We start from the raw sequence: 16,659 nt of genomic DNA, 5'->3' as shown, positions 1-16,659 counted from the left end.
AGTCATATTGTCTAAATATTAGCATGTTAAGTTAAGTGTAAACAAATTCAACATTTTTACACCATTATTAAACAATTTTCCACCTGCTGAAGTCTTTACGCATCTATATTTGAGTATGAAAAAATTAATTATCCCTTTCGTTATTTGCCTGTTTTTCTCCTGTAAGGACAATCAACAGGCACAAAAAGACAACGCAGAAAATAATGATCAAAACTCCGAAAAACCCAACATAGTTATCCTGTATGTCGATGATTTGGGCTATGCCGATGTAGGTTCTTATGGAGCCAAAGGTGTGGAAACTCCAAATATTGACAGGATGGCTGCAAACGGAGTGAAATTTACGGATGCCCATAGTTCAGCGGCAACCTGTACACCTTCAAGGTATTCTCTTTTAACAGGTAATTATGCCTTTAGAAATAAAGCTGCAATTCTGCCCGGTGATGCGCCTCTTTTAATCGATACCAGCCAGGTAACCTTACCTAAAATGCTTAAAAAGGCCGGATATACTACCGGCGTTGTTGGAAAATGGCATTTAGGCCTGGGGATTGGAAAGGTAAACTGGAATAAGGAAATCTCACCTGGGGCCAATGAAGTAGGGTTCGATTATAGCTTCCTACTGCCGGCTACAGGCGACCGTGTTCCAACCGTTTTTGTGGAAGACGGAGAAGTTGTCAACCTGGATAAAAACGATCCAATTACCGTTAGCTATGATGAAAAAGTAGGTAACAGGCCAACGGGTACTGAAAATCCTGGCCAGCTAAAATTCAAAGCCGATCTACAGCATAGCAATACCATTGTGAATGGTGTTAGCCGTATTGGATATATGGCTGGAGGTAAAGATGCTGAATGGGTGGATGAGAATTTCCCTTTCGACTTCAACAGAAAAGCCAAGGAATTCATGAAGAGAAATAAGGAGAATCCATTCTTTTTATACTACTCATTTCATGACATTCACGTTCCAAGAGTTCCTAATGCAAGATTCCAGGGGAAAAGCAGTATGGGAGCCAGAGGAGACGCTATTGCCCAGGTTGATTTCGTAGTTGGCGAAATAATGAAAGAGCTTGAGGAACTGAATATAGCAGATAATACGATCATTGTTTTCACCAGTGATAATGGTCCTGTTCTAGATGATGGTTATGACGATAAAGCTGAAGAAATGGTTGGCGAGCATAATCCTTCCGGACCCTTCAGAGGAGGGAAATACAGTATCTATGAGGCAGGAACGAGAGTGCCTACCATTGTTTACTGGCCAGGAAAGGTAAAGCCTGTTGAATCTGATGCCCTTATGAATCAGCTCGACCTTTACGCTTCATTCGCTTCGCTTGTAAATCAGCCATTACCGGAAGATGTAATAGATAGTGAAGACCATATGGATGCATGGCTTGGAGAGACTAAAAACGGAAGGGAAGAGATGCTGGAAGAAGGTTTCACCCTGGCTCTGAGAGACGGAAAATGGAAATATATACAACCTTTTACTGGTAGTATTCCAGACTGGATGGCTAATAAGGATATTGAATCTGGCCTTTCTGAAAAGCCTCAACTATATAATCTTGAAGAAGATAAAGCAGAACAGAACAACCTGGCAGAAGAAAATCCCGACCTTGTGAATCAGTATGAAGAAAGGACACAGGAAATTATAAACAAGACCGAATAAACAATAGAAATAAATTAAATATTAAAAGCAGCGTTTAGCAACGCTGCTTTTTTATTTCTTACCGGAAGAGGAAGGTTTTCTCACAATCTGGCATTGCGATTAAAAAGTACTCATGCCAAATGACCATTACTCCATTCAATGCAAAAAATAAGCCCCGATCTAAGAACCGGAGCCTATTCCAACTAAAACTACTCTAGAAAATTACTCTGCTATTTACTCATATAGGTATTTAAGATCTCTTTCCTGATCTACTTTAAATTTTCCATTCTCATATTTAACTGGCACTATAGCCGGTCTGGCAAGAAAAGGTCTGTCCAGCAAGTCTCCTCGTGGATTTCCAAACATGGTACTCCACCACTGTCCTTCTTTATCTTTAAAGAAATTATTATGACCTCCACCGGTAACTGCAGTATACCTTTCCGAATAAGGTCCGTAGATGTTATCGGCTGAAGCGATCACCACATCATAAGAATACAGATTAGCCTCGCGCTCTTCAATAGAATCATAAGGATTCTTTCCTGAATAAGAATAAGACCCATCTGGCTGTTTAATGCTCCATATAGCCTGCATCAGGTGATACTTTCCACCTTCCTTCACTACATATGCTCCTTCTATGTATGGTTCATTCTCATAAGACTGCTCTTTGAATTCTCGTAGAGGTTCTGCAAAACCACTCATATCATCCTTCATTCTCGCAATCTGATGACTATGCCCAATAAAATAAACGGTGCCATCTTCATCTTCAAACAAACTACCGTCTATCTGGGAGAAGATAGGTCCATCACTATTTCCTTCTATGTTCTCATAAGGCCCGGTTGCCTTTCCAGAGGTACTTCTTAAGATATAAGATCCTCTCCCGTGTGGATTTTCAGGCGTACATCCCACTATAAAATAATTATCCTGACTTTCTATGTAATGAATTTCGGGAGCCCACAGGGTACGTCTTTTTTCACCTATTTTATTATGGTTAAGATCTTCTTTAGGTCCGTCTTTGATGATTTCAAAATCTCTTTGCCAGGTACCATCTTCCTCGAAGGTCCATACATAACCCATATCTTCCCAATCCTTAAGGTTCTTCGATCTCCATAAACGAATACCCGGGCTAAGATCACGGGCAGTTTCCCTACCCTCCAAACCGGTAGTTCCAGTCATATAATAATAACCATCATTTCCAAGGTTTATATAAGTATCCCTTAACCAGTGGTCAAAAAGGGGTTTTACATCTTCTGGAATCTGGGTTTCAGGATCTTCAACGTCTACTGTTCCGTATTGGTCTTTTAAAGTATCTGCCGGTTCCTGGTTAGTATCACTTTCTTTATTCTCTTTACAGGAAGCAAAAAGGAATATAAAAACAAACAGTTTTAATAATGATTTCATGGACATATTTAATTTAATTTGGACTTATTTGTCTAAAAATATGTCCTGATATCAACTGAAAGTCTGTATATATATCCAAATAGGTAGCATTATTGTTTATAATTTTTCTTCTGGACCACTTTTACACTATTACTACTACGGAATTCTACTTACCTACTAATCTCCAGTCTAATAAAATCTTAACTCTGTATTAGACATTAATTAAGGATCCCAAAGCGGCCATGCACATATGGACATGAAAAAAAATAGAACCCAACATACAAAAGGGAGTGAATATCTAATAATCTTCACCCTTTATTAAAATTTTATGAACTTAAAAATTAATGTAATTTTTACGTTTATTATATTTGAAAACTAAAAGAATTAAAAATTGACGAATATTAGAAGCTTTAAAAACCGACCCGATCTTTACGAGAATTTTAAATCTGAAGTATCTATTCAATCGCCTGGAAGAATAAACCTTATTGGTGAACATACCGATTATAATGGCGGATTTGTACTTCCCAGCGCGATTGATAAGTACATTTACATGGAATTCCGTAAAAATGATACCGAAAATTTCTGCCGCCTTTACAGTGAAACTTTTAAGACCGGTTTCGAATTCCAGCTGGACAAAGATTTTTCCAAAGGTGAAGGCTGGGAAAATTATGTGCTTGGGGTGGTAGATCAAATCCAGAAAATGGGTAAGAAACTTGAGGGTTTTGAATGTATAATTGATAGCAAACTGCCTGTTGGAGCGGGGATTAGTTCTTCTGCCGCCCTGGAATGTGGTATCGCCAGTGGATTGAATGAACTTTTCGATCTAGGTTTAAGCCCTCTTGAAATCGTGAAGCTTTCCCAGAAGGCAGAAAATGAATTCGTAGGTAATAATTGCGGAATTATGGACCAGTATTCTTCTGTAATGAGCAGGAAGGATCATTTGATCATGCTGGATTGCGACAATCTGGATGCCGAATATATCCCTGCTGATTTTGACGATTGCAAGTTGTTATTACTGAATACGAATGTTTCCCATAATCTCGCCGACAGCGAATACAATACCAGGCGTGAAGAATGCGAGACTGCCGTTAAAAAGATCCAGCAGGATCATCCCAAGGTAACTTCACTAAGAGATGTTGACTTTACAACTCTGGAGCAGTATAAGGATAAGTTAACACAAACAATTTATGAGAGATGTTTATATGTTCTGGAAGAAAATAAGCGAGTGCTCAAGGCTGCCAGTACACTCAAGGCAGGAGAGCTTAAAAAGTTTGGCGAATTAATGTACGCTTCTCATGAAGGCCTTCAGCATAAGTATGAGGTTAGCTGTCCTGAACTTGACTTCCTTGTAGACTACTCCAGGGATAAGGACTTCATTTACGGCTCTAGAATGATGGGCGGTGGCTTCGGAGGTTGCACATTAAACCTTATTGAAAAGGACAAAATTGAATCCTATGTTAAGGAAGTTTCTGCGGCTTACTTTGAAAAGTTCAATATCAAACTGGATGCAATAAGTGTTTCCCCACATGCAGGTACTCAAATCACAAAAACGATACACCAATGAATACCGAACTAAATAATACCCCACATAGACGCTATAACATTCTAACCGGTGAATGGATACTTGTATCTCCTCATCGTACTAAGCGACCATGGCAGGGAAAGACCGAAGACAGTAAAACAGAAAAAAAGGAAAAGTATGATCCCTCGTGTTATCTCTGTCCTGGCAACACTCGCGCAAGTGGAGATACAAATCCTGATTATAAGGAACCTTTTACTTTTGTAAATGATTTTTCATCCCTGCTGCCCGATTCTACTGAGATTAACTTTGAGAAAGGCTTACTTAAGGCTGAAAGTGAAAAAGGTATTTGTAAAGTAGTATGCTTTTCCCCCGATCATTCACTCACATTACCTTTGATGGAAGAGGAAGATATCACAAAGGTGATACAAATGTGGAAGAAAGAATATGAAGAATTAGGAGCTAATGACGGAATCAATTACGTTCAGATCTTCGAGAATAAGGGAGCGATCATGGGATGCAGCAATCCGCATCCACACGGGCAGATCTGGTCACAATCTTCGATCCCAACAGAAATACTGAAAAAATCAGCAAAATTTAAGGAGTACTGGGAAGAGAACGGAACCAGCCTCTTAGGAGATTACCTGGAGCAGGAACTGAAAGCCGGAGAAAGAATACTTGAAGAAAATGAACATTTTGTTGCTTTGGTACCCTACTGGGCTGTGTGGCCTTTTGAAGCGATGATCGTTCCCAAAAGACATCTTCAGCATATTGGTCAGTTAAATTCAGAAGAAGAAAAGGCTTATGCCCGGATCCTGAAAAAACTGACAATAAAATATGATAATCTTTTTGAGACTAGTTTTCCTTACTCTTCAGGAATTCACCAAATTCCCACAAACGGGAAGGAGTATCCGGAGTGGCATTTTCATATGAGCTTTTATCCGCCCCTGTTAAGATCGGCAACGGTAAAAAAATTCATGGTAGGATATGAAATGTTCGCCGGCCCACAGAGGGATATTACAGCTGAGCAGGCAGCAAAACGACTGAATGAACTTTCAGGTACTCATTACCTGAAAAAAGAATGATAGAATTATGGAAAATAGAATAACGCTTAAAGAGCTGGCTAAGCTACTGAATGTTTCAATCAGCACCGTTTCAAAAGCCTTGAACGATAGCCCAGAGATCAGTCCTCAAACCCAGAAAAGAGTGAAGGAGCTGGCTGCTTTGAACCATTACGTTCCAAATATGCTGGCCCAGAACCTTAAGACGAGGCATACAAAAACCATAGGCGTTATTATACCTGCTATACTTCCACATTTTTTCGCAGAAGCCCTTCACGGTATCGAAACAAAGGCTAGCGAGCTTGGCTACCGCATAATCATCTGCATTTCAAACGAATCTCTAAAAAAGGAAGCAGAGAGTGTACAAACGCTTATAAAAGGACAGGTAGATGGGCTAATAATGTCTTTATCCCAGGAAACCCAGGCCAAAATGGAAATAGATCATTTACAGCCTTTATTCAGTCACAAAGTTCCATTGGTCTTATTTGATCGTGTTTTAAAGCAGATTCAATGTGACAAAATTCACATAAACGATTCCCTGCAAGCTGAACAGGCTACTATGGCCCTTTTAAATTCGGGATGTAAAAAGATAGCATACTTCTCGGGAATTTCGGATACCAGTGTAGATGACGAACGAAAGAAAGGATATCTTGATGCGGTGAAAATTCTTGGTGCGTCGAGAAAGGTGGTCAATTTTGATCCAAAAAACTTCCCTGATAAAAAATTATTAGACCTTATAGAGAATAAAAAGGTGGATGGGATTCTGGCTTCAGATGAACTGGGCGCTATTCTGGTAATGAAATCTGCTTTAAATGCAGGCTTCCGGATTCCGGAAGACCTTTCGGTTATAGGCTTTACTAATGGCCAGATGAGTGAACACTTCAGGCCATCGCTTAGCACGGTAGACCAACATGCTGAAGAACAGGGTAAACTTGCTCTGGAGACCATGGTAGACCGCATTGAAGGTAAGCTGCCTGCAGAACCTATTGAATATAAGCTGGAGACTTCAATTATACACCGAAATTCGACCAGGCAGAAATTATATGATTTAGCCGATTGAAATAGTTTCCTATCTCTTTAAAATAGTGAATAAAAAAATCCCGAAGTAAAACTTCGGGATTTCTATTTTATAATATCCAGCCTTTCTTACCAGAACATTGCATATAGCATTACAAGTATCAATATGATCGCAAAACTGCAAATATTGAACACTGGTCCTGTTTTGAAAAGACCTTTGGTAAGCTTGATAGATTTTTCCTGGATCTTTCCACCTGTTTCCAGGTAACTGATAAGTACCATTATCAACATGGTTAAGATCCATGTAGCCATCATCTGATGCATGAAAGGCCAGTTGATAAAGAATACTGAATCACTCCATCCATTAGGCGCAACTTTAAAGTAAAGCGCTATAGGTATGGAAACAAGAACCCCCCAGATAGCGGCCTTGTTGGTTGTTTTTCTCCAGAACAATCCGAGCATGAATACCGCCAGGATACCCGGACTCACAACTCCGGTATACTCCTGAATATACTGGAATACCTGCCCAAGATTCTTCAACTGTGGAGCAAGAATAATCGCAATAATCAAGGCAATACTGGCAGTTACCCTACCAACATTTACCAGCCTTCTCTCTGAATGTCCTTTTTTAAAGAAGTATGGTTTATAAATATCCATCGTAAAGATGGTTGCCGTTGAGTTAAGCATAGATGCAAGGGAAGAAACGATGGCAGCAGCCAGCGCAGCAAGTACCAGGCCTTTTAATCCGGCTGGTACAAACTCTTTAATAAGCCATGGTGCAGCATTATCATTAATGACGAACCCGTTGGCACCAAAGAAAGATGCATCGGTCACTCCGGCAACAATATTTCCATCTATATCACTATTCATTACAAACGCGATAATACCAGGAACCACTGTGATCAAAGGAATTAGAAGTTTTAGAAAACCTGCCAGAACAATACCTCTTTGAGATTCCCTTAAACTTTTGGCAGCAAGGGTTCTTTGGATGATATACTGGTTAAAGCCCCAGTAATAAAGGTTCGCTACCCACATTCCTCCTATTAGTACCGCGAGGCCGGGAAGATCCCACCAGGCATCTTTTCCATTAGGTGTAATGATCTCGCCCTTATCAAGTATCATTGAGAATTTTTCGGGTACTTCTTCATATATCTGAACCATTCCGTTAATGATATTTCCATCGTCTGAGACATGACCAAGAGCAATAATCGTGGTAATCAAACCGCCGGCCACAAGCAATACTACCTGCACAACATCTGTCCAGGCTACTGCCGATAGACCTCCATACAAAGAGTAAGCGGCTGCAAAAAGAGCCAGCCCTATGATACTTTCCATAAAAATAGATCCGTCACCAGTACCGATTATAGTATCTAATGCGGTTGCTCCCAAATAGAGTACAGAAGTAAGGTTTACGAAGATAAAAAGGCAGATCCAGAAGACTGCAAGGATGGTCTTCAGATTCTCACTATATCGCACCTCGATAAATTCGGGAATCGTATAAAGTTTCTTTTCAATAAAGATCGGCAAGAAGTATTTACCAACAATGATCAGCGTTAAAGCCGCCATCCATTCATAAGAAGCGATCGCAAGTCCCAGGGCAAATCCGGAACCGGACATTCCAATGAACTGTTCAGCAGAGATGTTTGCAGCAATAAGAGAAGCACCAATGGCCCACCAGGGCAGTGATTTACTTGCTAAGAAATAATCTTCTGAAGTGTTTCCTTTTCCTCTGGATACCCAGAGTCCTACGCTTATAATAACCAGAGCATAGGCAATGAAGACTATCAGGTCCAGTAATTCAAATTCCATATTAATGATTAGTTTAAATTGTTAAATATATACTTCGTGCAAAAATTTTATAATTCTCTTCAAGCATCTGATTTGGAGAAAAACTTCAATCATAAGGTTTTCTTAAAATTCCGGTTAAATATAGAATTATAATCCTGAAACCTAAAAGCCACCTTTAAAATTTATCCGCTTTTATTAACAGAAAAGGCAAAAACGATATTATTTTCATATAACTCCCCTGGTTTCAGTGAACTGGAGGGAAAATTACGAAAGTTAGGCGCATCCGGGTAATTTTGTGCTTCTATGGCCACAGCCGGGTATTTTCTATCTATCTTACTCAAATACGTCCAGTTATCCGGTAATTTTTCCGGTGAATAGATAACCAGTACGGGCTGATTACTATTCACCTTCATTTTAATTCCACTTAAGGGAGCGAAAAGCTGAGCATGCATTTCATTTTCCATCACGTCCAACACATATACATCGTCCAGTTCTCTGTTTCCTAATAATCTATTCTCCCGGTAATCCTTAGGGTTTTTCTTCAATTTTATAAGATTACCCGTGGGTAAGTTCTTCTCGTCCAGCTCCAGGATCTTGGATGCATTTATCTGCATAAAATGATCACTCACACTTCCTCCTCCGTTAAGGTTGAAATACGAATGATTCGTGATATTTACAATGGTTTCTTTATCGGTTTTTGCTGAATAGGAAACCTTGATCTCATTTTCCTCAGTAAGAGTGAATTTAGCCCAAACTTTTAAACGTCCGGGATATCCTTCTTCCAGATGGTCACTGGTGTATGAAAGTATAACCGAAGGATTCTTCTCCTGTTCTACTTTTTCAATATCCCATAATTTATACTGAAAACCATACTCTCCTCCATGCAGATGTACTCCATCTTCTTCAAAAAGCCGGTATTCCTCCTCTCCTATTTTGAACTTCCCATCAGAGATTCGCCCCGCAAACCTGCCCACGGTGGCTCCAAAACATTTATTCTGATCATGGTATTCTCCGGTAATATAATCTTCAGGTACCTGGGGTCCAACCACAAGATCTATGAGTTCCTGCTTATTATTGTACATTTTGAAACTGAAGATACTGGCTCCATAATTAAGTATCTGCAAACGGCTCTTTTTTCCATTTACAAGCTCTATAAGCTTAAGGTCAGATTTTTGGGATTCGCTCAATTTTATTCAGTTTTTGATGTGATCCAGGATTCTACCTGTGATTCTAAAATATTTAATGGAAGTGCTCCATTGGTAAGTACCACATCATGAAATTCCTTGATATCGAACTTATCGCCTAGCTGCTCCCTGGCATCTTCTCTTAATTCCAGGATCCTATTCATTCCTATTTTATATGCTGTTGCCTGGCCAGGCATTACAATATGTCGCTCCACCATTTTCACACAGGCACTTTCGGCTGCAGGAGTGTTTTTTTTGTAATAGTCTATTCCTTCCTGCCTGGTCCATTTCTTTGCATGAATCCCGGTATCTACAACCAGTCTGCACGAACGCCATAATTCCATCGCCAATCTTCCAAAATCGGAATACGGATCTTTATAGAAACCAATTTCCTTAGGGATGTACTCGCTGTAAAGTCCCCATCCTTCAACATAAGCAGTGAAAAAGCTGAACTTTCTGAATTCAGGAATACTATCCAGTTCCTGGGCAATAGCGATCTGCATATGATGACCGGGAATACCTTCGTGATAGGCCAGCGCTTCCATTTCATATTTAGGCATGGCCTCCATATCGTATAAATTAGCATAATAAGTTCCCGGCCGGGAACCATCAAGTGCAGGCTCCTGGTAAAAGGCCTTTCCGGCGCTCTTCTCCCTGAAAGGTTCAACTGCTTTTACAACTATATCTGCTTCCGGCATCGTATTGAATAACTCCGGAAGTCTATCCTTCATAGTATTTATTATATTTTTTGCTTTTTTCAGGTAGGCTTCTTTACCCTGATCGGAGTTTTCATAGTAAAACTGTTCATCAGTCTTCATAAATTCGAAGAAATCCTGCAATGAGCCTTCAAAACCTACCTCTTCCATGATCTTTTCCATTTCACCATGAATCCGGGCCACTTCATTCAAACCTATCTCATGAATTTCATCTGCGGTAAGGCTGGTGGTTGTAACGCGTTTAAGGGCATTATCATAAAACTCACCTCCTTTAGGAAATTTCCATACCCCTGCCTCTTCGGTAGCTCTTTGCTGCTGATTTTCGAGGAATTCTATAAGGCTCTCATAGGCCGGCTGCACATGGTCTACCAGGGCATTTTCAGCCTCACTTACCAGCCGGGTTTCCTCCTCTTCTGATATCTCCAGCTTTTCGATCTTTGATTTGAAATCGCCCATCAAAGTACTGGCATCTGCAGACTTGGTAAATGGCTTACCTTTTATAATATTTCTGGAAGCATCAAGAGTGCGGTCATAAACAAATTTGGGAGGCACTATACCATTCTGTTCACGTAGTTTAAGCTGCTCAATAATATCGTTCATAGCCTTCTCCATACCCACCAGCCTTGAGATATAAGCCTCTGCATCGGGAACTGAATCTATTCGATGCATATTAATCAGAAAAGCTGGTAATTCTGCATGATAACCATGCATCTGGTTTATGGGGTAATCATAGAAACGATATTTATAATCGTCAATTTCATTCTTAACCTGTCTTCGATACAGCCTGTAGCTTAATTTGGCTTCTTCATTGAGAGCCGCTGTATCTACCTTTTCCAGGTATTCCATACGCTTTTTTGCCTGCTCAAGGTCTTCGGTATATTTGAGGCTGGAAAAATCATCCCATTTTCCATAATCGGTTTTCATTCCCCTTCGGGTTTGTGTCATGGGTGATTCTTCGACCTCTTTCTGAAACTCGGTCTCAAAGAATTCGTTAAGTTCCGCTGAAGCTTTTTCTATTTCAGCCTGCGTATAGTCTTTCCTTTCTTTCTCCTGCCCACACGATAAAAATATCAGTGCGGGTAGTATCAATAATACTTTATAATTGATTCTCATAACTCTACTCTTCTAATATCGAAAATTTTATGGCCGAATCTCCATAGACAGTATGGGTTTGCTTCTGAAAATCTTCTTCTTCAGCCTCAAATATATTATCTACATAAGTTTGAGGATTAATATCTATCAAAGGAAACCAAGTACTCTGAACCTGGATCTGAAGTTTATGCCCTTTTTTAAAGGTATGATTGATACCCTGCAGCTTAATATTCACTTCGGTCTTTTTATTTGGTTCAAATGGCTCCGGATCCTCAAATCCATTTCTAAACCGGCCTCGCATCACTTCGCTGCGCACCATCATATGGTAATTGCTCATCTTAAGATGCGGCATGGTTTCTTCATAATTCTCGGCATCGGGTGGATATACATCTATGACTTTTACCACCCAATCGGCCGCTGTTCCCGTGGTCGCAACTTTTAGCATGGCTTCTATTGGTCCCACCAGTTTCATATCCTCTTCCAGCACTTCTGTCTCGAATACCAGTACATCAGGCCTTCTGGCTGCAAAACGCTGGTCTCCGGTCATGTATTCCCGCGGAGTAAACACCATTTTGATCTCGTTGTTATAGGAAACAGGTTTTTCAGGATCGCTGATGAATTCTTCCTTATTATCTGTAGGCTGATCGGTAAATTTCTGATTATCTCCGAGATAAAGGGTCTTTGAAGAAGTATTCTTCGGCGGCCATTCAGTATAGTTATTCCACTGTCTTAAGCCTGTGTCGTAAATATGTGCCTCCGGCAGATCTGGTTTTCCTTCACCACTTCCTTTCAGAAAATGATTGAAGAATTTAGTTTCATAATCACGCTGAAAATGTGTTGAAATACTATCTCCAAAATACACGTTTCCAACAGACTGCCTTCCGGTCTCCCTGGCCCAGTCACCATGACTCCATGGACCAAAAACAATACTGCTGAAGTTATCACCGCTTTCTTCGATATTCTTGTAGATCGCGAATGGGCCGTAAAGATCCTCTGCATCAAACAATCCGCCCACGATCATCACTGCCGGCTTCACATCTTTCATATGCTGAACGATGCCACGCGACTGCCAGAATTCATCATAATTAGGATGTTCTTTCAGCTGTTGCCAGAATTCATTGTCTTCCTTATAATATTCATCAAGATTGCTAAGTGGTCCTGCATCCAGGAAGAACTGGTACTGATCTTCAGTCCCCAGGTCAGGAAATTCATACCATGCGGTATCTACAGGTGTTTCTTTTTGATAGCCGAAAACCGAGGTAGCCCTCCAGTAGCTTAACAAATAAGCCCCGTTATGGTGAAAATCGTCAAAAAAGAAATCACCGATACTTGCCTGTGGCGAGGCCGCTTTTAGCGCCGGATGACCGCTAAGCAATGAATAGGTAGAATAGAATCCCGGATAGGAAATCCCCCAGGTTCCAACTCTTCCATTATTGTTCTCAACATTGTTAACAAGCCATTCAATGGTATCGTAAGTATCACTCGCTTCATCTACCTGGTCACCTTCTTTATTAGGAATATAAGCCCGCATATTATCATATTTTCCTTCGCTCATCCATCTTCCCCGAACATCCTGGTATACTATGATGTTTCCTTCTTTCATAAGAATCTCATTAGGCCCTATTTTAGACCTGAACTGATCTTCTCCATAAGGCCTGGAACTATATGGCGTTCTTTGCATTAATATTGGATATTCTTTCGAAGTATCCTTTGGAGAATATATGGTAGTGTGAAGCTTTACGCCATCCCTCATCGGGATATCCACTTCCATTTTATTATAATGATCTTTTACCTCATAATCTGCTTTTTTCTGAGCAATTGCCGGTGCAAAAACTAAAAATATAAAGACAGTAATCAGGGGGATTTTGAAAATTTTCATCAAGGGCTATTTTTTAAAGTTCCTAAAGATAGAAATTAGCCCTTTAAAGCTAAAAGAAAATTGCCTTTTAAGGTAAATACATTGTTTTCGGGAATTTTCAGGTACGGAATCTAACCCACACAGATCTTAATGATCTTTGAATCTGAAGATTTTACAGCGAAGCGATTATCGGCTCTATGATCTATAATCCATAAAATATCCTTACCCGAACATAGTATCCAGGTATTTTCTTTCTGGGGAAGGGAAAACTTTTCGTCCTTAAAAAAATCGCTAAGTTTCTTCTTACCATTCATTCCAAAAGGATAAAAGAAATCACCTTTCTTCCATTTTCTGATAACCAGAGGATATTTAATTTTTTGTTTAGGAACATAGATGCACCTCCTGGAAAAACGTCCCATTTTTTCTACCTCAGTTATATGAAGGGTTCCCAGATTTGGGATCATCACAAGACTCTCATCTTCTTCAATATGATACTCCTTATTGAGAGATTTTTCTTTTCTCTCAGTAAGCAATAGTTTTTTGCGATCCTTTATTAATCGGTGTGAATCTGAATATACCACCTTACCACTTTGAGCCTTTAACAGGTCATATACATCGTTCCATTCGTTAAAACCGAAGGATTTTAGCAACTGATACAGGATCTGCTTAGGATTGGGAACTTTTTTAAGAAACTCCACATCGATCGAATAACCGTAAAGGTCCTTTTCTACGATCTTTGGATATAACAGGCTTATATAATCCTCAACCAGGTCAAGACTTTCCCGAAGATGCTCCTGTGTTTTTGCAAATCCCTCAAGCAACTGCGGATTGATCTCCTGCATCACCGGAACTATCTGGTGCCTGATCTTGTTTCGCATATATTTATCGGAAGCATTGGTGCTGTCTTCCCGCCACTTGAAATGCTTCTCTCTTGCAAAATTTTCAATTTCTTCCCGGCTGAAATTCAATAATGGTCTTATCACCTCGTTATTTTCCCTCTTGATCCCGGTAAGACCTTCGGGGCCCGTTCCCCGGATAAGATTAATAAGAAAGGTTTCCAGATTATCATTGGCGTGATGTGCCGTAAGGGTATAATCGAAATGAACGGAGCCACTAAGTTCCTCGAACCACTCATAACGTAGCTCCCTGGCGGCCATCTGTATAGAGACCCCCTTAGATTCTGCATATTTCTGAGTATCGAAACTTTGGGTATAGACCTCCACTTCAAGGGAGTCTGCAAGGTCCACTACAAAACTTTCATCTCCGTCGCTTTCCTCTCCCCTTAGATTGAAGTTACAATGGGCGATGGAAAAATCAAGCTTTGAATCGTGACATAAGTGGGCGAGTACCACGCTGTCTACTCCACCACTTACCGCCAGCAATAATTTACTTCCGCACAGATACGGAAATTCAGATTTCACCAGATTCTTAAAGGCTTTTTCCATCGCTTACCAAATATACAAAAGTGCACTTCTAAATCCCCTCTGTGGGGACGGACTTTTTTTGTGTCTATCCAGGAAATTAAAATTGCAGTTTTAAATGGCTATAGGTTGGTCAGCACTTCGCGCATCGCTCTTGCCTTGAGCAAGCATTCCTCATATTCCTTTTCAGGGTCAGATTTCGCGGTGATCGCGCCACCTACCGAAAATGACAAATATCTGTTTTGTGAGTTATAAAGTATACTCCTTATCACCACGTTGAAATCAAAATCGCCCTGTGGAGTAAAATAACCTACAGCCCCGCTGTAAAGTCCGCGTTTGGATTCTTCAAGCTCCTCTATGATCTTCATGGCCGAAATCTTTGGTGCGCCGGTCATGCTTCCCATGGGAAAACTACTCCGGATGGCTTCAACCGGCGGAATGCCTTCGGCAAGCCTCGCGGTGACGCTCGAAATAAGCTGGTGTACCTGCCTGAAGGTATAAACTTTGCATAATTCGTCTACCTGCACACTACCCTTTTCAGCGATTCTCGAAAGATCGTTCCTTACAAGGTCTACGATCATCACATTTTCAGATTGTTCCTTGGGATCAATGGCCAGTTCGGCTGCAATCCTGAGATCTTCCTCCACGTTGGCGGCACGTCGGGCTGTTCCCTTGATTGGCTGAGATAATAAATCTCTTCCCTTCTTCTTGAGATAACGCTCAGGTGAGGCCGATATAAGATTGAAATTTTCAAGCTTCAGATAAACAGCAAAAGGCGGCGTTGATATTTGGTTGAGGGATCTGTAGATATCAAGAGCATCAATTTTTACATTCTCGGCATAAAATTCCTGGCAAAAATTAGCTTCGTAAATATCTCCCCTATGAATATGTCTCAACATAGCCTCCACTCTATTTTTATATTCCTCTTTAGAAATTCGTGGGGATACCTCAACAGGTTTTCTACCCGCAACAGACAGATTTTCTAATCTACATATCTCATTATAATCTTCTTCAATCTCATCATCCACCATGCGCAGATACTGGAATTCTATCTTTCCTTCTTTAAGAAAGACCAGTTTCTGTGGCTGAAAAAAATAAAGCTCCGGGAAATGAAGTCCATCAAAATTAGATGAATGAAGGTCTTCCACATCATTTTTCAGATCATAGCTCATATAACCAAAGATCCAGTCGGCGGTGGTTTCCTGGTATTCTCTCAGTTTATCAAAGGCATTCTGATAATCTGTCTTTATAGCCGTAAAAGCTTCCACGGCAAGAACAGCCTCATACTCCCCAGTTTCCAGCTCATATTCATTACTATCCAGCCAAGCGACCTCAGAGAACCGGCTTCCCCAAGTAAGTAGTTGTTCTTTGAATTTAGCAGGATTATTTAAAGGAAAAATTCTGGAAGTGCGCACTTAATTCTCGATTTGATGTGCAAAGGTAGTAAGCACATCCTCAATTCCCATATCTAGTACTTCGTTAATTACCTTTCCATCTTCAAAATTATCCTTGAACGAAGGGAAACTAAAACTTTCAATTACCTGTCCGCCAAAACGGGCAAAAATGTGTCTGGTATATTCCAGAGATGATTTTGCCCCCCTTTTTCCAGGCGAAGTACTAAAAAGCAGGATCTGCTTTCCGTCCAGAAAATTTCGTTTTAGTCGAGACAACCAGTCTATATTATTTTTGAAAAAAGCTGAAGAAGCCCCATTGTGCTCGTTCACAGCCACCACAAGGGCATCATGCGAATCTATAAGTTCTTTTATTTTCTTCACATTATCAGGAATTCCATCATTCACTTCAATATCCCTACTATAAATCGGCAAAGGATAATCTGTAAGTTTTATCAATTTGATATTATGCCCCTGAATACGGCCTACTATATTTTCCAGAAGCTGCTGATTAATAGATACGCTGCTATTAGAACCTGCAAAAGCCAGGATATTTTTCATTTACACAGAATTTTTGTCTAAAATACCTAAAAATTTGAAGT

Annotated in this window: 12 protein-coding genes; 4 read left to right on the top strand and 8 right to left on the bottom strand. The window is 40.2% G+C overall.

All coding sequences use genetic code 11. From position 1 onward, the window contains the following. The first annotated feature begins 115 nt into the window (after positions 1–115). On the top strand, positions 116–1,654 hold the full coding sequence (locus NE848_RS02830) for a sulfatase family protein (RefSeq protein WP_252110693.1): 1,539 nt from the start codon (positions 116–118) through the stop codon (positions 1,652–1,654). 213 nt (positions 1,655–1,867) lie between these two features. Here NE848_RS02830 and NE848_RS02825 read toward each other — a convergent pair whose 3' ends face one another. Next, entirely contained in the window at positions 1,868–3,031 is a 1,164-nt protein-coding gene (locus NE848_RS02825) for a family 43 glycosylhydrolase (protein ID WP_252110692.1), read from the bottom strand. Positions 3,032–3,401: 370 nt separating this feature from the next. On the opposite strand from NE848_RS02825, the gene galK reads away from it, so the two are divergent. From galK to NE848_RS02810, 3 genes are read left to right on the top strand one after another with little or no spacing between them, the layout of a single operon-like run. Continuing rightward, positions 3,402–4,574 carry a galactokinase gene (gene galK / locus NE848_RS02820; RefSeq protein WP_252110691.1) on the top strand — a complete coding sequence of 391 codons (1,173 nt, stop codon included), beginning with the start codon at positions 3,402–3,404 and terminating at the stop codon, positions 4,572–4,574. Beyond that, positions 4,571–5,614 (top strand): UDP-glucose--hexose-1-phosphate uridylyltransferase, encoded by a 1,044-nt coding sequence (locus NE848_RS02815; protein ID WP_252110690.1) that lies wholly within the window; start codon positions 4,571–4,573, stop codon positions 5,612–5,614. Before galK ends, NE848_RS02815 begins: the two co-directional genes overlap by 4 nt. Before the next feature lie 7 nt (positions 5,615–5,621). Then, positions 5,622–6,650, top strand: coding sequence for a LacI family DNA-binding transcriptional regulator (locus tag NE848_RS02810; protein WP_252110689.1), 1,029 nt, complete (start codon positions 5,622–5,624; stop codon positions 6,648–6,650). A gap of 86 nt (positions 6,651–6,736) precedes the next feature. On the opposite strand, the gene NE848_RS02805 is transcribed toward NE848_RS02810, so the two are convergent. The 7 genes from NE848_RS02805 to NE848_RS02775 form a co-directional block, all read right to left on the bottom strand. Then, a complete protein-coding gene (locus NE848_RS02805; protein WP_252110688.1) occupies positions 6,737–8,416 on the bottom strand; it encodes a sodium/sugar symporter in 1,680 nt (559 codons plus the stop codon). 161 nt (positions 8,417–8,577) lie between these two features. Then, positions 8,578–9,582 carry an aldose epimerase family protein gene (locus NE848_RS02800; RefSeq protein WP_252110687.1) on the bottom strand — a complete coding sequence of 335 codons (1,005 nt, stop codon included), beginning with the start codon at positions 9,580–9,582 and terminating at the stop codon, positions 8,578–8,580. Between the two features lie 2 nt (positions 9,583–9,584). After that, on the bottom strand, positions 9,585–11,408 hold the full coding sequence (locus tag NE848_RS02795) for a DUF885 domain-containing protein (protein WP_252110686.1): 1,824 nt from the start codon (positions 11,406–11,408) through the stop codon (positions 9,585–9,587). 4 nt (positions 11,409–11,412) lie between these two features. After that, positions 11,413–13,266 carry a CocE/NonD family hydrolase gene (locus NE848_RS02790; RefSeq protein ID WP_252110685.1) on the bottom strand — a complete coding sequence of 618 codons (1,854 nt, stop codon included), beginning with the start codon at positions 13,264–13,266 and terminating at the stop codon, positions 11,413–11,415. A 110-nt stretch (positions 13,267–13,376) separates the two neighbouring features. Next, the gene (tilS, locus tag NE848_RS02785) at positions 13,377–14,690 is read right to left on the bottom strand and encodes a tRNA lysidine(34) synthetase TilS (RefSeq protein ID WP_252110684.1); all 1,314 of its coding nucleotides are present in this window, start codon (positions 14,688–14,690) and stop codon (positions 13,377–13,379) included. 98 nt (positions 14,691–14,788) lie between these two features. Beyond that, on the bottom strand, positions 14,789–16,081 hold the full coding sequence (pabB, locus tag NE848_RS02780) for an aminodeoxychorismate synthase component I (RefSeq protein WP_252110683.1): 1,293 nt from the start codon (positions 16,079–16,081) through the stop codon (positions 14,789–14,791). Continuing rightward, entirely contained in the window at positions 16,082–16,618 is a 537-nt protein-coding gene (locus tag NE848_RS02775) for an NADPH-dependent FMN reductase (protein WP_252110682.1), read from the bottom strand. Positions 16,619–16,659: the final 41 nt, after the last annotated feature.

It is taken from the genome of Gramella jeungdoensis, from assembly GCF_023805255.1.
GTDB lineage: Bacteria > Bacteroidota > Bacteroidia > Flavobacteriales > Flavobacteriaceae > Christiangramia > Christiangramia jeungdoensis.
This window is presented reverse-complemented; position numbering and strand designations above follow the sequence as displayed.